The 20,613-nt window shown below is 34.9% G+C and carries 22 protein-coding genes and 1 tRNA gene; 15 read left to right on the plus strand and 8 right to left on the minus strand.

Annotation, left to right across the window (positions count from 1 at the left end):
• The first annotated feature begins 169 nt into the window (after positions 1 to 169).
• The 13 genes from I2E21_RS07810 (at position 170) to I2E21_RS07870 (ending at position 12,647) form a co-directional block, all read left to right on the plus strand.
• Positions 170 to 349, plus strand: a complete 180-nt coding sequence (locus I2E21_RS07810) for a hypothetical protein (RefSeq protein ID WP_195410947.1) — start codon at positions 170 to 172, stop codon at positions 347 to 349.
• A 40-nt stretch (positions 350 to 389) separates the two neighbouring features.
• Positions 390 to 1,271, plus strand: coding sequence for an HNH endonuclease (locus tag I2E21_RS07815; RefSeq protein ID WP_195410948.1), 882 nt, complete (start codon positions 390 to 392; stop codon positions 1,269 to 1,271).
• Positions 1,247 to 1,453 carry a DUF5659 domain-containing protein gene (locus I2E21_RS07820; RefSeq protein WP_195410949.1) on the plus strand — a complete coding sequence of 69 codons (207 nt, stop codon included), beginning with the start codon at positions 1,247 to 1,249 and terminating at the stop codon, positions 1,451 to 1,453. Before I2E21_RS07815 ends, I2E21_RS07820 begins: the two co-directional genes overlap by 25 nt.
• On the plus strand, positions 1,446 to 2,369 hold the full coding sequence (locus I2E21_RS07825; RefSeq protein WP_195410950.1) for a hypothetical protein: 924 nt from the start codon (positions 1,446 to 1,448) through the stop codon (positions 2,367 to 2,369). The genes I2E21_RS07820 and I2E21_RS07825 overlap by 8 nt, the downstream gene beginning before the upstream one ends.
• A gap of 743 nt (positions 2,370 to 3,112) precedes the next feature.
• Complete coding sequence (locus tag I2E21_RS07830) at positions 3,113 to 3,385, plus strand: hypothetical protein (RefSeq protein ID WP_195410951.1); 273 nt, start codon at positions 3,113 to 3,115, stop codon at positions 3,383 to 3,385.
• A complete protein-coding gene (locus tag I2E21_RS07835) occupies positions 3,375 to 3,728 on the plus strand; it encodes a hypothetical protein (protein ID WP_195410952.1) in 354 nt (117 codons plus the stop codon). The genes I2E21_RS07830 and I2E21_RS07835 overlap by 11 nt, the downstream gene beginning before the upstream one ends.
• Positions 3,725 to 4,051, plus strand: a complete 327-nt coding sequence (locus I2E21_RS12135) for a hypothetical protein (protein WP_207735321.1) — start codon at positions 3,725 to 3,727, stop codon at positions 4,049 to 4,051. The genes I2E21_RS07835 and I2E21_RS12135 overlap by 4 nt, the downstream gene beginning before the upstream one ends.
• A complete protein-coding gene (locus tag I2E21_RS07845; protein ID WP_195410954.1) occupies positions 4,048 to 4,305 on the plus strand; it encodes a hypothetical protein in 258 nt (85 codons plus the stop codon). The genes I2E21_RS12135 and I2E21_RS07845 overlap by 4 nt, the downstream gene beginning before the upstream one ends.
• 62 nt (positions 4,306 to 4,367) lie before the next feature.
• Entirely contained in the window at positions 4,368 to 10,571 is a 6,204-nt protein-coding gene (locus tag I2E21_RS07850) for a phage tail tape measure protein (RefSeq protein WP_195410955.1), read from the plus strand.
• A gap of 63 nt (positions 10,572 to 10,634) precedes the next feature.
• Entirely contained in the window at positions 10,635 to 10,997 is a 363-nt protein-coding gene (locus tag I2E21_RS07855; protein ID WP_195410956.1) for a phage tail domain-containing protein, read from the plus strand.
• Positions 10,975 to 11,160 (plus strand): hypothetical protein, encoded by a 186-nt coding sequence (locus tag I2E21_RS07860; RefSeq protein ID WP_195410957.1) that lies wholly within the window; start codon positions 10,975 to 10,977, stop codon positions 11,158 to 11,160. Before I2E21_RS07855 ends, I2E21_RS07860 begins: the two co-directional genes overlap by 23 nt.
• 69 nt (positions 11,161 to 11,229) lie before the next feature.
• Entirely contained in the window at positions 11,230 to 11,421 is a 192-nt protein-coding gene (locus I2E21_RS07865) for a helix-turn-helix domain-containing protein (RefSeq protein WP_195410958.1), read from the plus strand.
• Between the two features lie 92 nt (positions 11,422 to 11,513).
• A complete protein-coding gene (locus tag I2E21_RS07870; protein ID WP_195410959.1) occupies positions 11,514 to 12,647 on the plus strand; it encodes a tyrosine-type recombinase/integrase in 1,134 nt (377 codons plus the stop codon).
• A 121-nt stretch (positions 12,648 to 12,768) separates the two neighbouring features.
• Here the strand turns inward: I2E21_RS07870 and I2E21_RS07875 are convergent.
• Positions 12,769 to 12,844, minus strand: a tRNA-Trp gene (locus tag I2E21_RS07875).
• A 305-nt stretch (positions 12,845 to 13,149) separates the two neighbouring features.
• Complete coding sequence (locus I2E21_RS07880) at positions 13,150 to 14,040, minus strand: hypothetical protein (RefSeq protein WP_195410960.1); 891 nt, start codon at positions 14,038 to 14,040, stop codon at positions 13,150 to 13,152.
• Positions 14,041 to 14,484: 444 nt separating this feature from the next.
• On the opposite strand from I2E21_RS07880, the gene I2E21_RS07885 reads away from it, so the two are divergent.
• Together I2E21_RS07885 and I2E21_RS07890 are read left to right on the plus strand one after the other, a co-directional pair.
• Positions 14,485 to 14,925, plus strand: a complete 441-nt coding sequence (locus tag I2E21_RS07885; RefSeq protein ID WP_195410961.1) for a LytTR family DNA-binding domain-containing protein — start codon at positions 14,485 to 14,487, stop codon at positions 14,923 to 14,925.
• A 1-nt stretch (position 14,926) separates the two neighbouring features.
• A complete protein-coding gene (locus I2E21_RS07890) occupies positions 14,927 to 15,376 on the plus strand; it encodes a DUF3021 domain-containing protein (protein ID WP_207735322.1) in 450 nt (149 codons plus the stop codon).
• 61 nt (positions 15,377 to 15,437) lie between these two features.
• Here the strand turns inward: I2E21_RS07890 and I2E21_RS07895 are convergent, their stop codons facing one another.
• From I2E21_RS07895 to I2E21_RS07920, 6 genes are all read right to left on the minus strand, one after another.
• Positions 15,438 to 16,316, minus strand: a complete 879-nt coding sequence (locus tag I2E21_RS07895; protein WP_195410962.1) for a transporter substrate-binding domain-containing protein — start codon at positions 16,314 to 16,316, stop codon at positions 15,438 to 15,440.
• Positions 16,317 to 16,345: 29 nt separating this feature from the next.
• On the minus strand, positions 16,346 to 17,095 hold the full coding sequence (locus I2E21_RS07900; protein ID WP_022234872.1) for an amino acid ABC transporter ATP-binding protein: 750 nt from the start codon (positions 17,093 to 17,095) through the stop codon (positions 16,346 to 16,348).
• A gap of 4 nt (positions 17,096 to 17,099) precedes the next feature.
• Complete coding sequence (locus I2E21_RS07905; RefSeq protein WP_022234871.1) at positions 17,100 to 17,774, minus strand: amino acid ABC transporter permease; 675 nt, start codon at positions 17,772 to 17,774, stop codon at positions 17,100 to 17,102.
• The gene (locus I2E21_RS07910; protein WP_186935404.1) at positions 17,755 to 18,414 is read right to left on the minus strand and encodes an amino acid ABC transporter permease; all 660 of its coding nucleotides are present in this window, start codon (positions 18,412 to 18,414) and stop codon (positions 17,755 to 17,757) included. The genes I2E21_RS07905 and I2E21_RS07910 overlap by 20 nt, the downstream gene beginning before the upstream one ends.
• 318 nt (positions 18,415 to 18,732) lie before the next feature.
• Positions 18,733 to 19,221 carry a GNAT family N-acetyltransferase gene (locus I2E21_RS07915; protein ID WP_195410963.1) on the minus strand — a complete coding sequence of 163 codons (489 nt, stop codon included), beginning with the start codon at positions 19,219 to 19,221 and terminating at the stop codon, positions 18,733 to 18,735.
• The gene (locus tag I2E21_RS07920) at positions 19,218 to 20,408 is read right to left on the minus strand and encodes an aminotransferase class I/II-fold pyridoxal phosphate-dependent enzyme (RefSeq protein ID WP_195410964.1); all 1,191 of its coding nucleotides are present in this window, start codon (positions 20,406 to 20,408) and stop codon (positions 19,218 to 19,220) included. The genes I2E21_RS07915 and I2E21_RS07920 overlap by 4 nt, the downstream gene beginning before the upstream one ends.
• Positions 20,409 to 20,613 lie beyond the last annotated feature (205 nt).

Raw genomic sequence — 20,613 nt, forward strand, 5'->3', positions numbered from 1 at the left:
AGGCTTTTTTTGAAAACTCCTTTTTTGGTCTAATGGAAGGGAGATAGAGAAAACAAAAATAATCTCGCTCTAAAATCGGACATAAAATAAAATATCTCCCTTCTTTATATTTTTTATCACACATATAAACATAAATATATGTGTAAAATTTGGAAAAGGAGGACAATATATGAGCTTAATTGAAAGATGTCAAAAAATGCTTGATGAGTTAGGGATTCCTATTACTTCATTCTGTCGAAAAGTAGGAATATCAGCATCCTACTTTTACGCTTGTAAAAAAGGAACTCTTAACTTTTCAAAAGAAGTTGATGAACGAATTAACGATTATTTGACAAAGTACGGATTTTAACAAATCACATCAAAATATCAAAATGAAAGGAATATCAAAAATGCAAAACAGAGAAAATAATTTAATCAAAGTGAAAGAGGCTGCGGAATTTTTAATCCGCACAGAATTTGAAAATGCAGACAAAAAAGATGAGCAATACAAATTGGCGTTAAAAAAGGCAAAAGCAAAAATTTACACAGCAATTAAAAAGCATCAGTTAGATATATTCGGAGAAACAACAATATTGCTAAATAGAAATCAAGTTAAAGATTTCAAGGACGGAAAAATAACTGCAAGAAGTATATATTCTCCATTCGGAAATATGGAACTTGACTTTGACGAGTCTGTTAAATTCATTGAAAGTTTCCACAATCCAAACAGCATTAAAGAGCCGTTAAAATATAAAAGCCGATGCCAATATGGAGTTACAAACAAAGGAAGAGTGTTAGATTTAACATATCGCAGAGAATTAAGTCAAAATAAAGCGGCTCACGATTATTTGCAGGTGAATATAAGAGCCAACAATAAATCATTCCCTGAAAGAACACACGTATTAGTTGCTTTTACTTGGTGCGAAAATGGAAAACTAAAAAATGAGGTGCATCACATTGACGGAGACATTTTTAATAACAATTTCATCAATTTAATATGGATGACACACTCTGAACATCTGAAAGCCCACAAATTGTTAGATGATGCAAAAGTAAGTAATGACTTTACAGAATACAATAACTATATTGATGAGATACGTAAAGATAACAAATGGGAAGAAGAATACCGCTGTATAGCCTTTGAAAAAGATAATGCTATAATTTTTGTTTGGATTACTAAAAAGGCATATACCGATTACAAGAACGGTATTAGAACATTGGACGAGATATATTTTGACGAGATAAAATCTGAAAGGATAGTGAGAAAATGGTCGACAGAGAAACAAGTTTAATGACGATTTACAGCCAGCGTTTAGCTGGCTATTTAATGCTCCACGGCTTTGTTTTGATACGATTATTGCCGAACGAAACCGATAACCGTAACCGTTTTTTATTTGCCAATACGCTGGCATTAAGAGATTGTATTGATAAATGGCAAATTCAAAAATTGGAAAGAATAAAAAATAATGAGTGAATTAAAAGGATATGAATATATCGTAGATGCCTCCGGTGAAACAAAAGCAGTACAGCGTTCAACCGGTGAAATCACAGAAACAGTCTGGATGTGTGTACCTATTGGCTCGCAAATTTGGACTCCTGATGAAATAGTTGCACAAACTGAATATCTTAAACTAAAAGAGCAAAATGAGTTAAGGCGATTATCAAATAAAGATTTAGGTAAATTCTTTTTTATATCAAATGATGAAGATTTCAAGGACTTGCTACCTCAAACCGTTACAAGGCTGATATACCTGAATACATATACTCATTTTGGCGATAACAAGTTAATGCCAACGGAACGTACACCGATAAAAAGAAAAGATTTAGCCAAAATTCTTGGTGTTTCAAAGGCTGTAATAACAAAGTTTTGGAAAGAAGTCAGTCCTAAATATATACAAGAACAAGATGACGGATTGATATTTACAAACACAGATATATTTATTAAAAGAAAATTAAGCCAAAGAGGAAAATATAATCCATACCAAAAGTTTTATATCAAAGGTATAAGAACATTATATAAGGCTACTAATATATCAAATCATAAGCATTTAGGCTATATATTTAAGATGTTACCATTTATAAATCTTGAATATAATGTACTATGTAAAAATCCAATGGAAAAGGATTTAGACAAAATTCAATTCCTGTCGTTAGCGGAATTTTGTAATATTATAGGCTATAACATATCTCAACTTAATAGGTTGCTAAATATATACAAAAATATTACATTCGATACATTCGATGTAAAAGGTAAACAAGAAATTTTTTGTGCATTTGCTTATAGCGGATTAGACCGCAAGACTTCAAGAATATTTGTCAACCCTCACATCTTATATAACGGCACAAATTACAACAAGGTTAAAGTGTTAGGAGCATTCTGCAAAGAGTGATTTTCTCGACATTTTGTAAATGCTATGTTTTTGCCGGTTTTAAGCAAAATCGGAAGAACAACTGCTCAATTATTGAGTGTTTGTATATTAGAATATGGCTTTTTTACAGTAAAATAAGCTCGACATTTTGTAAACGCACGAAAATGCCTGAAAGCCTTATAATTACTGGGTTTTCGGGCATTTTTCGAATGACGAGTTATCTATTCTATGTATCTTAATAAATAATTAAATATTGATTATTTTATGCACAAAAATAAAGCATAAGCCTATTTGTTAAATAAAAATTAAGATATACCAATCATCAATAACAAATGGGATTATGCCCTATACCTTAAATAAAATACATTATAGTAAAAAGTCGAGGTATAGGTAAATATTTAAGAATAGTCTTAATCCTTTTACAATTCCTTATTTAATACGATTCTTATATATGTGATATAGTATAAAATTAAATAATGAATTGTACGATAACCCTATTACACTTATTCTCTGGTTTATCAAAAATTCATAAGTGAAATAGGCTTATCGAATCAAAGCATTGTAATACAATTATGGAATTGACAAATCAAGAATTGTCTTTACTGATACGCCACATATGATTGTTTTCGGTGATTTTCGGTGGGATGAATTAGTAACCATTATTCGAGGATTTATTGCCTCAATTTTTCGGAGTCGGAGAAAAAATTTCATTAACAGAAAGAAAAACATAATAAAAACACCCTATTTAAAGCAAAGGAGGACAAATGTACAACTACGCAAATAAATTACTATACAGTGCGAAAAATCGCAATAACATAAAAAATGGAAGGTTGAAATACTGCATTTGTCGAGAATTTGACGGCAAAAATCTTTACATTGAAAAAATTAAGAGTCTGCCTATGAATATGGCTATTTCCAATTCCAAAATAGAGCGATTATATTGGTATATTCACAATTTAGACATTCTTGCAGAAAAATATAAAATTATAGTAATTGATAATGAACTTGATAGCGAGGATAACAACAATGGAAGTTAAACAAGGATTTTATATAGGAGAAAATTTGAATAATAATCATTATTTGATTTTAGATGTAGATAATAAACACATTAAAGTTGTGAACTATGGTGGAACTCCATTAAATGCTACTATTTTTGATTATGAGAATTTAATTGCCGATGGATATACAATAGATATAATGAATAAAAAAGATGTTGATTGCACCACAAAATACAATACATATTTGAAAAATGGAATACCTTCCTCTTATCCTGCGGCTATACAATATCGGTGGAGCAACAAAGAATATACTATCCCATTAAAGCAAAAATACTGGAATGGCTCAAAATGGGCTGAAATCCCTGAAGGTTTTTACAAATGAAACCTGAAACAAAAAGAATAAAAGAGTTAGACCGGCAGCAAAGAGAAAAAATTATTAGAGAAGCAAGGAAAATTGCATATGATTTCAAACGGTGGGGATTTCGTCTTGATATATTTCCGCTGCATCCACATACTGGGTGGGCGAAAATGACACCCGAGCAAGTATATACACCCGAAATATACAATTTATACTTGAATGATGAGTGCGTTGCAGAGGATATGTATATTACAGATTTAAGAAAAATTCATCTTGAGGCAAAACGGTATAGACACGACCACGGCATTAAAAAACTACAAGAAAATATTGAGGATATATTAAAATGATAAATAAAGATAAGATTAAATATAATGAACCAATATACTATATGCCAACATATGGCGGAACGATGAAAATATCCGTTATAAAGGCAAAAACCGACAATCTGATGTTGGTTAAGCAATATTCAAAGAAAAAGGATTTCAAGGCTTTTGTTACTCCGATTGAGCATATATTCAATAAGCCTGAACACGCACAGCGTGGAAGTCGTGAATGGGAACATTATATGCGACATCGAAAAAACAATAAAAAAAGTAAATAAAACTACGATTTTATAGTCAGCCTTCGGGCTGGCTATTTTCTTTTGTAAAGGAAGTGATATATATGAGCAATTTTGAAGCAAGAATTACCGCAAAACTTGATACTTCAAAGTTTGAGCAACAAATGAATAAGCTTCAAAACAAGAAATTTAATTTAAATGTTGATACAACCAACGCCCTGCAAAGATTAACTGCATTAAGGCGTGAACTGGATGAACTTATCAACGCTGCAAATAATATCCGTGTCAATCTTTCAAACGGAAATAACACAAATAACGTATTTACAAATGTTGTAAATCAGGGTACATATGCTTACCGACAATTACTTGATATACAGCGTAGAATTGGCAACATTTCAATTAAACTTAACGGTTTAGATACTACCAAAAATACAAATCAAATATCTGTACTGTCACGGCAACTAAACCAATTAAGGGCTGATTATCAAGCGTTACAGCGGATTTTTAATGTTCATTTGAATACAGACCAAATGGGCAGAATACAGACAGTCATTGAAGATACGGAACTAAAGCTTCAAGAACTTAATGCAAAAATGCAGGACACAAGAAATAATCTTGCTAACAGCATAAATGTTCAGATGAATAACGGTAAATTCAAATCTGAAATATCAGATATTAGTGTTCAAATTTCTAAACTTTCAGGCGAATATGCTAATATAAATTCTCTATCAGCGGAGCTAAATAATAACTTGCGAGCTATGGAGAACTCCCGAACTCCTGAACAACTCACAACCGCATATCAGAATTATGAGAACACATTAAAGCGTATTAAAAACGAGTTAAAAGAAGTTGCAAATCAGGATAAAATTGCAAATAATGCAACGACACTTCAACAGCAAAAGAACAATCTTTCTTTGGGAATGGATGTGTGGTTGAAGAAAAATTCCGCTGCCGCAAAGGAATTTGGAACAAGAATACAAGAACTGCAAGCCGAGTTAAAAAATTGCGATGCAACAAGATTGAACGGTATTAAGACTGAATTTCAGGCAATAACCAAAGAGGCTACAATAGCCGGCAAATCCACATTATCTTTCAGCGATAAATTATCGGCACAAATAAAAAGGTTAAGTGCCTATTTCAGTGCAACAATGCTGTTTATGGAGTCAGCAAGAGCAATCAGGGCAATGTATGACAATGTGCTTGATGTAGATACCGCTATGACTGAACTTTATCGTGTTACTGATTTGACTAATAGCCAATACGATAAATTATATCAGGATATGATTAGCGGTGCAAAAGCCTATGCTTCAACGCTGGATACTATCATAAACTCAACAGCCGAATGGGTAAGATTAGGTTTTGATGCAGATACAGCGGAACAATTAGCTGAAATCTCAACTATGTATCAAAATGTAACTGACCTTGATGAAAGTACAGCTAATGAAAATCTTGTGACGGCTTATAAAGGTTTTGAGAAACAACTCCTTGAATTAAGCAACAATGACTCCGCTGCCGCTATTGAGATGATAACGGATATTTATGATAAGCTCGGTAACGAATTTGCTGAATCCGCTGCTGATGTTGGCGATGGTTTGTCAAAGTCTGCTTCTGTATTGTCGCAAGGCGGTGCATCAATTCAAGAAGCAGCCGGTATGTTTACCGGCATTCAAGAAGTCCTTCAGAATAGCTCGACATCCGGTACTGCATTAAAAATTTTGACCTTGCGTATTAGAGGTATGAAAGGTGAGCTTGAAGAACTTGGAGAAGAAGTTGATGATAATGTTGATTCAATTTCTAAAATCCAAACTCAAATATTAAATCTGACTCACGGAAAAGTTAATATTTTTGATGATGAAGGTAACTTTAGAAATATTTATGACGTTATGGCTGATATTTCTAAAATATATGATGAATTATCCGATGCGAACAGAGCTTCTTTGCTTGAAATCATTGCAGGTAAAAATAGGGCAAATGCAGTTCAGGCTCTAATCAATAACTGGGGTAATGTTGAAAAAGCAACCGAAGCAGCATATAACTCTGCCGGCACAGCATACGCCGAAAACGAAAAATATCTGAGGTCATTAGAAGGTCATATTGCACAGCTTGAAACAACGTGGCAATATCTTTCAAACGATGTATTAGATTCCGAATTTGTAAAAGGATTAGTGGACGGACTTGCAAATGTATTAGATACGACCGATGACATCGTAAAGACGATTGGTACACTCCCTACATTATTAGCCGGCATTGCCGCTGCACTATCATTGATAAAAAATAAAGGTATATTTACCGTTGATGCTGCAAATAAAATTCAGCTGTTGGGAAATAATCTTGCAGGAACAAAAACAAGAATCTCTGAATTGTCGTTTGCAATGCAAAGATACAATAATGTTTCTTCTAAATCTGCAAGTTTTCAAGCATCCTATAATCAATCCTTGCAAAATAGCAAATCATCAATGGCGCAGTATTTGCGTAGCTTGAACGGTGCTAATGCTTCATTATCCGGTTATGCGACTTATTTGCTTAAAGCAAAAGTTGCGACCATTGCATTAAGAGTTGCATCCGCTGCATTAAACACAGTTGTAACTATGGGTATAAGCTGGGCTATTTCTGCTTTAATTTTCAAAATCGGAGAATTGATTAATGCAGAAGAAACAGCATACAATCAAGCAAAGGAAGTCGCAGAGGCATCAAGAGAAAAGGTTGAAAATATATCTAATGAGCAAAATTCTTTATCAGAGTTAATAGAAAAATACAAAGAATTGGCTAAATCTGATATGACTGACTCAACTAATAGAGCAGAAATTAAAGATATTCAAGATGAAATTACTAAATTAGTTGGTGCGCAAGCTGATAATCTTGACCTTGTAAACGGCAAACTTGATGAAGAACTTGCAAAATTAAAGGATATACAATCAACACAATTACAGACTAATATTTCCACTTTTGAAAAAGCCTATGTAGATGCCGCCGATGAAGCATCAAAAAAAACATTCCACGAAGGAAATATTGTTTCGGACTGGAACGATGATAACAATGTTATAACCTTTGATTATTGGGGCGATGCTGAAAGCAGAGATAAAGCCGCTGAAATTATTGATAAGGTTTGGAAAGAAAAAGGTTATGGCAGTACTTTTGTTGATTATGAAGAATATATATTGGGTTTTGGTGACAGATTTACAAAACTCATATTCAATGCGGATTTAACTTTGCAGGACAAAATCAATGCTATCAATGACGCCATAGATGCATTAGAAAATACAGACGGATTTGATTATAACAATAATCAGACCTGGAAAAAGTTAGTTGAAATCAAAGATGCTCTGGCAGGCGGAGAAGGCGTATTCACAAAACAGGTTGAGGCTGCAAAAACATTGCTTGATGAACTTACGACATCAGAGGTTGCAAACAATAACGCTGATATTGATTCTCTTGAAGATTACGAGAAATACAGACAAGAAATTATTGATAATATTACCAATAATAAAACGATTTCACAAGCAATAAAGGATAAAGCGTTAAGTAGTGATGCTATCGAAACAGAGGTAGATAATTATTTAAGTACGCTTGAAGGATTTTCTAAATACTATAATGAATGGTACGATAAATTTGCTTCTGATACCGCAAAAGGTGCAGAAGAAGTCAAAAACAGATTCCGCAAATCTATTGAAAGTGATACTAATAATTTCAATTTTCCAGACTTGAATAGTAAAGCAAGTGGAATAGAGATTTTCACTAATCCGGAACTTACATTCCCTACCCCTAAACTTTCAGACGAAGCAAAGCAAGAAATCAACGATTTTAATAATTGGATAGATAGTTTATCTAATTCCGATAAAGATATAGTATATAAAATTTCTACTGATTTTACTTCTGCCAATGTTGAAAATCAGTTAAAGAATTTATCTGAAGGCGATTTTGATAAATGGAAACAAGCTGTAGCCGATTACGAAATCCCAGAAGTAGATAAATTCCATTTTTCAGACCTTGTAGCGACAGAAGATTTTCAAAATAGTGTTAAGGATTATGAAGATAAAATAACTAAATTAGCGGATGCTCTGAAAAATTTGAGAAATGGTGAATTATCCGAATCCGACAAAATTGAACTATTTGAAAATTTCCCTGAATTGGCGAGTCAAGCGGATAATCTTGATGGAGCTATTGTTTCTCTATTAGATAATCTTGATGCTGATATAGTTGAAGATTTTAATAATAAACTTAACTATATGGAAACCGATGATGATGTTGCAGCACTAAATAATTTGAAAGATAGTATTCTAAATATATCAAGTGGTGCGAGACAAATATCTAATGTTACATCCGAGATTACTTTATTAAGAGATTCATTGAGCAACCTAAAAGATACTTATAATAGCGTAACAGATATAATGGATAATTATAATAAAAACGGTTATTATTCATTAGAAAATCTACAATCCCTATTAGAGTTAGAACCCGAATATATCAATACCTTAATTGACGAAAACGGACAAATCAATCTAAACTCTCAAGCATACAAGGATTATGTAGCCGCAAAAGCAAAAATGCTTGTTGTTGACCAAATTAAATCTCTTTATGAAAACATACTTGCTATGACGGCAGAGGAAGCACAAGCCTATGCTAATGCCACCGCTTATCAGGTTGAAAGTGGTAGTTTGCAGGATTTAATTACAACCACAACGCAATATTATCTTATGTTGGCAAAGACAAAGGATGCCGAAAGCGGAACAACTGTATATACAGAAAGCCTTCAAAAATCTTTTGGCACAGTTGCCAATTATGCGGCGGTATATGATAGTTGGTTGAGTAGTTTAAATTCATCTACCAATGAATTTACAAATCAGACCAATAAAGCAACTTCCGCTCTTGAAAATAAGAAAAACGCTCTTGAAGATATTAAAAGCGGTTATGAAAATGCCATTGATTCTATTAAGTCTTTAATTGATTGGACTGAAAAGTATATCAAGCAAACCAAAGAAGATGAAATTAAATCTTTAGAGGATAAAAAGAAAAGCGTTGATGACCTTATTGAATCCCAAAAAGAACTTTTGCAAGCACAAAAAGATGAATATGATTGGAACAAGGAAATTTCAGACAAACAAAATACTGTTGCCAAAGATGCGTTAGCAGCTTCAATAGCAAATCTTGATGATAGCAGTGCTGGCAAGAAATCTCAAAAGGAAGCTACTGATGCATTATCTGAAAGCCGTTCAGATATGACAGATTCTTTGTATGAACATTCGATTGACTCTCGTATTGATGCTCTTGATAAATTAAAAGATTCATCAGACGAATACTACGATAGTGAAATTGATAAAATTAATGAATTTCTTGATAACGAAGTCACTTTATATAAAGCCGCTTGCAGTATGATTGACAACGATAACGGCACATTATATGGTAATCTGCTTAATTATTGTAAAACTTACACAACAACAAGTGAAGCAGAATTTAACTATATGTGGACTTCTGCACAGTCAGCAATGCAAGACTATAATATTGCTAACCTTGATACATTTAATCTGCTCAATAATTTACAAGTTCATATATATGAAGTTGATACAGCCATAGATACAATAGCAGATAGCATACAATCATATGAAGATAAAATCAGCGGTGTGCAAACTAAATTAGACAGCTTGAGTGATTCTGCACAAACAGCAGTATCTAATATTTCTGCCGCATTAAATAAAGAGAGTGAGCTTAATAAAGCCAAATGGTATTATGATTGGCAAGGAAAAAGATACGAATCAAGTTTGAGCGATAAAGATTCGGCAATTCAAGATATTTTACGAAGAATTGAAAATAAATATGGTGGTAGATTTCCAGCAAGTGCGGCCACAATTTATGGCACAATTAAGCATTATGCGAAGGGCACACGCAATTCTAATGGTGGTTTATCGGTAACACAGGAAGATGGTTTTGAAGCGATATTCGGTAAATTACAAAGTGGAGAATATACTATGATGCCAGAAGGCTCACAAGTGTTCAGCAACAAAATGACGGATAATCTTTTTAATTTCTCGGCTGACCCACAGAGGTTTATCACAAAACTTTCAAGCAAATTTAACTATTTGAATTATTTTGATTCTATTCAAGGCAATATTGACAGAAAGGCTAAAAACATTGTTAATAATTCCCGTCAAAAGAATATAGGAGATATTACTGTAAACTCTGCACCAATCTATATTCAAGGTGATGCTACACAATCAACGGTTAATGCCTTAAGAGCCGAGGCGGACAAGATTGTAAATAGAGCCACAAAAAATGTAATGAATATTGCGTTAAGAAATAAAAATATTATATAAAACAATTGATAAAGCACCTGCTAATCAAAAGTGGGTGCTTTTGTTATAGCAGGAGGTGACTTAATGTTTCGAGGTAGCTGTTTTGAATATGCAGGTACATATTCAGGCGATTATAACTTAACAATAATGTATGTAGAAAATTCATATAATAAATTTGATACAGGTGGCTCTTATAAACCTGTTACCGATACAATTCCAAAAGTGGCAGAAGATTTGTTATATGGCTTAAAACATTCAGAAAATCCTTTGAAATTTTCTATTGAGATTGTGAATACTGACGGTGCTATACCTATAGAACAGATGAAAAAAATTAAGGATTGGTTATTTGGGCAAGATGGATGGAAGAAATTCGTCTTAATAAATGAACGGCAAGATTATTATTTAAGAACATTACTTATTCCTGATGAGGATATACCAGCAAAATAAGAGTGTTGAGGAAACAAAAAAGCAATATGAAGAAATGCTTGCTGCTGCAAAGAAAGTAAAAGCTAATTATGAAGAAGTCTTGCAAGAAGTCAAAGCAAAATCGGCAGAATATAAGAAAGCATTTCAATCATTGATAAAAGCTATGAAAAAACAACATAACTAAAACAAAGGCACTCGCATCTTTGTGATGTGGGTGCCTTCATAATTATAAAGTGAAACAAAGAGGTAAAGAATGAACAATAAAGAAATATTTGCGGAATACCCTGATGTGGTTACTCCGGATGATTTACAAACTATGTTGAAAATTGGTAGAAGCTCGGCTTATGATTTATTAAAAAACAAACTGATAAAGTCAATACGGGTGGGCAAAAAATACATTATTCCAAAAGAAAATGTAATTGATTTTCTTAAAACAGCCACATAATCAAATTTTGAATATACACAACGGTCAATCTATGATATAATTAAACCATCAGATTGATTGACTGTAAGCCAAAGAAAGGAGTAGATAATTGTATGGCAATTACAGGCAATCTGCAAGAGAAGTCAGGTAAATGGTATGCTGTACTTAATCTAAAGGATGGAAAAGGTAAACGCAAGCAAAAGTGGATAAATACAGGTTTGCCCATTAGGGGAAACAAAAAGAAGGCAGAAAAGTTTTTGCGAGAACAGATTGCAGAATTTGAAAAATATTCCGTTCCCTATAACGATATTATGTTATCGGAATATTTTAAAAGATGGTTGAAATCAATCGAAAAAGAAGTACGCCCGAATACATATCGCAGTTATAAGGGGAATATGGAAAACCACATAATTCCGTATTTTGAGGACAAGCGTATTCCGCTGCAAAAACTGAAAGCCATACATCTTGAAGATTATTATAAGTCAAGATTAGAACTTGGCTTATCGCCTACAACTATAAAGCACCATCATCAGAATATCAGTAAAGCACTATCCGATGCGGTAAATAGAGAATTGATATTATACAACCCGGCTTCCACTGCAAAAACTCCAAAATCCGAAAAGTACAAGGCAAAATTTTTAAATCCAAAACAGTTAGAACAGTTGTTAATTCTCGTTAAGGGGAATGTAATAGAGTTGCCTGTTCAGCTTTCCGCTGTTTATGGTTTCCGAAGAAGTGAAGTGCTCGGCTTAAAGTGGCAATATATTGATTTTGACCGAAGAACAATAACGGTAGCTGAAACGCTCCAACAAAATGTAGGTGGCAGTTACACAGATAAGCCGAAAACGGAAAGCAGTTACCGCACTTTACCAATGACGGATAAAGTTTTTGAGATTTTGCAGAAGCAGAAAAGGCAACAAGAAGAACGAACCGACATAATGGGTGATTACTATTTCAAAAGTGATTATGTTTGCACTTGGGCAGATGGTAAGGTTATTCAGCCGAACTACCTTACAAAGCAATTCCACAAGATACTCAAAGAAAGTGATTTGCCTATGGTTAGACTTCACGACTTGCGGCACAGTACGGCAAGTAATTTATTTGATAAGAATTTTTCCGCTGTGCAAGTCGGAGATTGGTTAGGTCACAGCAGTCCGGCAACGACATTAAACTTTTATGCGCACGCAAACAAAACTTCCAAAAATGATATTTCTAACGCCTTGCAGGATATGATTATCATTAAGTGAAAATACGAAGTGTTAGAAAAGTGTTAGAAATACAAAGGGGTATGGTGTTAGAAAGCCCATAAGCAGAAAAGAAAAAATCCTCAAAAACGGCTTATTTAAGCCATTTTCAAGGACTTGTAATTGGCAGGGGCAGAAGGACTTGAACCCTCGGCACGCGGTTTTGGAGACCGCTGCTCTACCAACTGAGCTATACCCCTATATCTGTTTAATTTTCAAGACAAGATGTATTATATCAAACTTTGCGTAATTTGTCAAGGAATTTTTGAAAAATAAATCATTTTAATGTTGTTAGACATAAAAACACATATTTAAACAAATATAATAACATTATTACACTTCATAAAGAAAATTTGGTCTTTGCTTAATGTACTGCAATAAAATATATTAAAATTCTTGCAGACAACTATATGGGGTTATTAAATTCAAAACTTGACAGTAACAGCTTTACACGCTTTGGTACAAAAGAACCTCGCCAAGTTAAATGATTTTGGCGAGGCTTTTATTAATCAATACTCTTAATTGTTTTTAATACCCATTTAAAATAAACACCGCAATTTACAAAAAGAAACTTATTATCTGTAACATCAATTGCAAGTTCTTCAATAGAATTTGCACGATAACCGTACATACCAAACTCAAGGTCTGACAAACCTTCGCCTATCACCAAACGATTAAAGAAATTGTGTGTATCTTTATTTATATTGACAAGTTCTTTAATATAAGCTGTGGCTTTGCGAGTTTTTCCAAGCTTATAATATAAAGTTGACAAAGGCAATAAAAATTGCGTCGATTTTTGGCAGTCATACCTTTCAAACAACTTAACCGCTGATTTTTCATCTTCAAAATATGCGTAAATATGCATTAAAATAAATCTTGCACCTAAATTATCATCATTGTTCAAATCCAAAATTTCCAAGCAAGCATTTTTTGCCATACCGATTTTTCCGCAATCCAATAACAACCGCATACGATTATAGAGCAATCTCATATAGGGTCGGGTTTCTGTTAACAGCCAAAAATCCCCTATATTTTCCTCTGTTAATAAATGTTCCTCAACAAGTTTCTGTTCGGCAGCCTTTTTTATCTTTTCAAACTTGTTAAGCAGCTTTATATGATCATATATTGAATTTTCGGCAATTATCACCTGTGCGTCAATATTATCAGGCTCAATCTTCAAAGCCTTTTTAGCATACTTTATTGCTTCTTGCCTGGTTTCGGCTTGAAAAGTCATATCTAAATAATAATATAAATCTTCTAAATCTTCTTCATCTGCCAAATCTTCATAGTCAATATTATTTTGCTTTATAAACTCATCTATTTTTTCTCTCATTTCTTTACCGGAAAGATTTTCTTTTTCTAAGCTGTCGAAAAAATCATTTATTGTGTCACTCATAAAAATCAACTCCTTTTTTATCTTATCATACAATTAAATATTCATCAATACCATTTTAAAATACCGCCCTGCAAAGCTTAATCACTCTGCAAGGCGGTGTAAATTTGTGAATTCTTAAATTGTTATTTTGCAAATCAAGTGTTTGCACCCTCTATAATGCCTTTAACCGTATTAAAACTTGTACTGTAGCCGCCAAATACTTGTACCTGTATAATCGTTGTAGTAAGTTCTTAACAAGCCGTTTTGCGAAAGAGTTTGCGTTTAAAGTTGTAAAGCCTGCCGACAGCAAGATTTATTTTCAGACATACATTTAAAATTAAAAACTGAATTTCAACAACTGAATACTACCGCTTAAACGATAAAATCAACCGCATATAAAAAAACGGTTGATTTTATTTTTTATTATTGTAAACTAATAGCATAATACATTGAGGAGGTAAAGATTTGAAAGTTGAATTAAAGATAGATAACAATTACAAAACTCCGTTATGCGTCATTTACACCGACCAAATAACCGAAGAGATAAAATCATACATAACTAAGCTTTCCTGTACTACACAAAATACTGTTACAGGTAAAAGCGGAGATGATGTTTCGATTATAAACCAAAATGACATTATTAACATTTATGCAAGTAACGGTAAAGTTTTTGCGGTAACCGATCGAGGAGAATTTACGGTTACACAGCGTTTATACGAACTTGAAAACAGTCTTGACTATAATAAATTTGTAAGGATTTCAAAATCAGAAATTATAAATTTAGAAAAAGTCAGCAGATTTAATCTTAAAATTTCAGGTACTGTTTATGTTCTGTTTAAAAGCGGAAAAAGCACATATGTTTCAAGAAGATATGTATCAAAAATTAAAGAAAGATTGGGTGTATAAAATGAGTATTAAAAAACAGTTATTAATTCGTGGATTAATCGGAGCGGCAGTCGGATTTTTTATATGTTATTTTATAACAATAATCACATCCGTTATAATCGGAAACGGAGAATTTTACCCTGTTGTTCCGCAGGCAATTGAATTGTTTGGAACAGAATTAAATGCAGTAATAGCTCAAACAATTATAAGTATGATATACGGCGCAATTTTAGGCGGTACATCGGTCATATGGACAATAGACAGGTGGAGTTTAATAAAGCAAACAATTACTCATTTACTGATTTATTCAACAGCTACATTTCCTGTTGCCTACTTTCTGTATTGGATGCCGCACAATGTAATTTCGATTTTGATTTATTACAGTGTTTTTATTACAATATATTTCTTTATATGGCTTATATCATATACCAAAACAAAAATTGCAATAAAAAAAATAAACACCAAGCTATAAGCAAACAACGGCAGCCGGATTAAATCCCGATTGCCGTTGTTTTATTGAATATTAAGTTAAATTATTTAGCTGTATCGTTTGTTGAAGAAGCAAGCTCGCCGCCCTCGATTACAAGCTGATTCTCGTAATCCTTACCATAGGTTTCGAGGAGTGTTGCCTCGTAATCTTTGTGGAAGAAGTTTTCTTTACCGAGCGCTTTAATTTCATCGTTAATCCAGTTAAGGAGTGTATCGTTGCCCTTTGTTACGGCAGGAGCAATTGTATCTGCCGAACCAAGCTCAGGAATACCTACAACAAAGTCACTGTTCTGGTTTGCGTATGCGATAACCTCTGTATTGTCATTTGCCCAAGCTGCGCCGCTGCCGTTTTCAAGAGCTGTCTTTGCCTGTGCATATGCGTCATACTTCTGAAGTTTGATGTTCGGATAGTTCTTTGTAAGGTAAGTTTCGGCAGTTGTACCTGAAATTACAATCATACTGTCGCTTTCGTTCCAATTGTCAAGGCTTGTTATTGTTTTGCTCTTCGGAGATACAACACCGAGTGAAACGCTCATATAAGGAAGTGCAAAGTCAACCTCTTCTTTTCTCTCGTCTGTAACTGTAAAGTTTGCAAGAATGAGGTCTACCTTACCTGTCTGGAGGTATTCGATTCTGTTTGCAGCCTCAGTTGAAACAAAGTTTACTTTTACGCCGAGGTCCTCGCCAAGTCGGTTTGCAAAGTAAACATCGTAGCCCTGATACTCGCCGTTTTCGTCAACATAACCGAATGGGTTTTTGTCGGAAAATACGCCGATATTGATTGTACCCGATGATTTGATTTCATCAAGTGTTCTAAAGCCGTTAGCGGTTGAATTGTCGTTTGAACTTGAGCAGCCTGCAAACACCGCTGTAACAACTAACACTGCAAGGATTGCAGAAATGATTTTTGTAATTCTTTTCATAATAATCTCTCCTCTTTCTTAAAGAAAATTTATTTTATTGAGTCAAACTCAAAAATATCAAGAAATTTTTTAGCTCTCTCGGTCTTTGGATTTGTGAAGAACTCTTCGGGTTTACCCTCTTCCACAATGTGACCGCCGTCAAAAAATACTATTCTGTCGGCAACCGCACGGGCAAACTGCATTTCGTGAGTTACAATAAGCATTGTTCTTCCCTGCTTTGCAAGTCCAAGCATTACATCAAGCACTTCCCTTACCATTTCGGGGTCAAGTGCGGCTGTAACCTCATCAAAAAGCAAAATGTCCGGGTGCATACACAAGGCTCTTACAATTGCAACTCTCTGTTTCTGACCGCCCGAAAGCTGTCGTGGATAGCTGTTGCTCTTTTCGCTTAATCCGACTTTTTCGAGCAGCTCTTCCGCCTCTTTTTTTACTTCCTCTTTATTTCTCTTCTGCACTTTTGTGGGGGCAAGTAAGATATTATCCATAACGGTAAGGTGTGGAAAAAGCTCGTAATTCTGAAACACCATACCGATTTTCTGGCGAATTTCCGCTATATTTTTGCTTTTGCGGTCGATTAACTCGCCCTCAAAAGAAATTGTGCCCTCCTGTATAGGTTCAAGACCGTTTATACATCGTAAAAAGGTACTCTTGCCACAGCCGCTTGGGCCGATAATTACCACAACTTCACCCTGACGGACTGTCATATTAATGCTTTGAAGTACGGTGTTATCATCGTAACGCTTTGTAAGATTTTCTATTTTTAACAGTTCCTGCGACATTTCCTCAACTCCATTTCTTTTCAAGATGTTTTGCAACCATACTTATTGAGAAGCAAACTATAAAGTACATAATGAATACTACAAGGTACACACCGAACGCTGCGTTCGGGCTTGTGGCACGGTTTGCCTCAATAATCTGTTGTGCAACCTTTATAACCTCTACAACACCAATCATAAGGATAAGGCTTGTAGTCTTTATCATTCTTGTAACAAGGTTGATTGAAAGCGGCAAAAGTCTGCGTACCGTCTGCGGAATTATTATATATAAATAGGTTTGTGCTTTGCTGAGTCCGAGCGCAAGACTGCTTTCCGACTGGTGTTTCGGAATACTGATAATTGAGCCTCGCACCAAGTCGCCCATCTCTGCCGTACCCCAAAGCGTAAACACTATTACCGAGGCAACCTCGCCCGAAAGGTTAATTCCCATAGTTCTTGTTGCACCGAAGAACACTATAAAAAGCAACACAAGCTGCGGCATTATTCTGATAATTTCAAGATAAATTTTTGTTATAACTTTTATTGCTTTGTTTGGTATAGTCATTACAATGCCAAGCAAAATGCCAAGCGGTATGCTAAGACCGACTGAAATAAGACTGATTTCAAGTGCAGTCCACAAGCCGCCCAAAAGGCGTATAAAGTTTGTTCCCTTAAAAAGAACATCAATCCCCAAATCCGGCATATCTCAGTTTCCTTTCCAGCACACTTCCAAGTATTGAAACAGGCAGTAGTATAATAAGATAGAACACAACAAGCATAAACAGACACTCTGTTGTTTTGTAGTAAAGACCGATTAAGTCCTTTGCAACAAACATAAGGTCCATAAGGCTTACTGCGCTGAATACACTTGTTTCTTTAAGCAAGAATATTACATTTGCCACAAACGGCGGTACACTTGTTGAAAAAGCCTGCGGCAGTATTACATATCTCATAATCTGCGGATGCTTCATACCAAGACTTAAAGCACTTTCGGTTTGAATTTTATCTACAGATTCAAGTCCGCTCCTGAAAGTTTCCGACATATAGCTTCCGCCCAGGAAAGCAAGACCGATATAGCCTGCCATTTCAGAGCTTACCTGCACGCCAACCTTTGGCAGCGCATAGTAAATAAAAAACAACTGAATAAGCAGCGGAGTGTTACGGGATATTTCAATATATACCGTTGCAATCTGCCTTAGCACGGGCACTTTGTAATACTGAACCAATGAACAGAAAAGACCGATTATAATAGAAACGGCGATTCCGATAAGTCCGATTTTTAAAGTGAGCAAAGCTGCCTCTTGGTACAAAGGAAGATATTTAAAAATAAATTCCCAATTCATTTTTTCACCTTTTTCCTAATCTCTTAACATTTTATGCACAGAATAATAAAAAGCATTAAAAAAGACCGAAGAACATATGCACTCCGGTCAGTAAAACTTTATCTGGTCAAAACTTTTCGTCGGAGAGCATGGGAAATAAACACATACACATTGTGCACATGCAACAGCAACACATAGAGCTTTTTACATATGAAACAAGCTTTGTCATAAGGTTGCTCTCCTCTCTTGAAGTCCTATAAACCTAATAGGTTTTATATGTTCTGATAATACCATATTAATTGATAAAAGTCAATACATCTGCGCCAATCCGTTAAAAACTCATTGGAAATTCTTGTAATAAATATCTACGCCCAAGAGCCTGTCAAATTTGAATCCTACGTTTTTAATTCTTCCGCCAAATTCAAATCCGAACTGTTTATGTAAATAAATGCTGTGCTCGTTCTCGCTTGTGATAAGCGAAACCACAGTCAAGAACCGATTATTCTTTTGCGCCTCTTGAAGTGCATACTCAATAAGTTGAGTGCCGATGTGCCTGTTTTGACAATCGTTTTTTACATATACCGAAAGCTCTGCTGTAATGTCGTATGCATCTCTTTTACTGTAGCGGGAAAGTGCAACATAACCGATTACATTGCCGTTTTCCTCATACACAGAGAGCAAATACTTGCCTGTATGCTCATTTAACATATCAACAAAGTATTTGTCATCTTTGGGATTTATGTCATAGGTTGCGGTAGTGTTTAAAACCGCATAATTGTAAATTTCTTTGACGGCCGGCAAATCAAGCACCGTGGCTTTTCTTATCATAATAAATTTTCCTTCTTAAATGCCTGTTCAAGGTCTGCAATAATATCTTCTGCATCTTCAATGCCGACGCTGAATCTGAAAAAGCCGTTGTGGAATTCTTCGGGATAAAGATACTGTCTTTCGTCATTTTCTCCGAGGAAAACGATAAGGCTTTCATCGTGACCGAGAGAAACTGCCGAAGTTATGACATTCAAATGGCTTACAAATCTGTTATATGTATCATGGTCAGCCTTGAGTACGAACGAAAGCACACCGCCGAAACCGTTTGTCATCTGCTTTTTGGCAATATCGTGGTTCGGGTGGTCTTTAAGTCCCGGATAAGCCACAAAACTTACACCCTTTACAGTCTTTAAATATTTAGCGACTTTGAGTGCATTTTCATTGTGCTGTTTCATTCTAAGCGGTAAAGTAACCGCACCACGCATAATAAGCCAAGCATTGAACGGGCTGATTGTTGCACCGAGGTTAATCTGCGACTGTGCTCTGATGATGTCGAGGTATTCTTTTTTACCGATAATAGCACCGCCCATTGCGTCACCGTGACCGTTGATATATTTTGTAAGGCTTTCAATCGAAAAGTCTGCGCCAAGCTCAACGGGTCTTTGGTTGTACGGAGAAGCAAATGTATTGTCAACAGATAACAGCGCATTGTTTTCGTGCGCAATGTCTGCAATCGCCTTGATGTCCGAAATTGTAAGTGTGGGGTTGCCCGGAGTTTCTATATGAATAAGTTTTGTGTTCGGGCGGATTGCCTTTCTTACATTTTCTGGGTCGGAGGTATCAACAATTGTTGTTTCCACACCGAATTTATTGTTTAAAAGCTCGTTTAAAAGTCTGTAAACCGCAATATAAGTAACGCTTGAGAAAATTACATGGTCACCGCTTTTGAGTAAAGCAAAGAACAGTCCCGACAAAGCGGCAACACCGCTTGCAAGCACCACGCAATCTTCACCGCCCTCAAGAGAGGCAACTTTTTCCTGAAGATACTGCTGGTTTGAGCCTCCGTTTCTTGTATAAAGGTTTTTACCTGCACTGCTCCAGTTAAGGTCACTTGGGTCATAGGGCAATTCATAGCTGTTTGCCATAGTTATAGGCCTCTTAATTGCTCCTGTTTCGCCGTCAACACCGTTGCCTGTATGCACGGCTCTTGTCTGAAAGCCTAAATCTTTTACATTCTTTTCGCTCATATTATCACCCTTCTGATTTTAAATTTCCGCATTGTGTGCGGATATATAATAATATTACTTTAAAAAGCGGGAATTCTCCTAAAACTTAGTATTCCTACCGATAAAGTAGGTTTATTGTAACACCACCGTTTCCGTTTGTCAATAGGTTTTAAAAATCTTTTTGAAAATAATGTAAATCGGATTTGTTTTTATGTTTGGAATATTT

This window comes from Ruminococcus sp. BSD2780120874_150323_B10 (assembly GCF_015553695.1).
GTDB lineage: Bacteria > Bacillota > Clostridia > Oscillospirales > Acutalibacteraceae > Ruminococcoides > Ruminococcoides intestinale_A.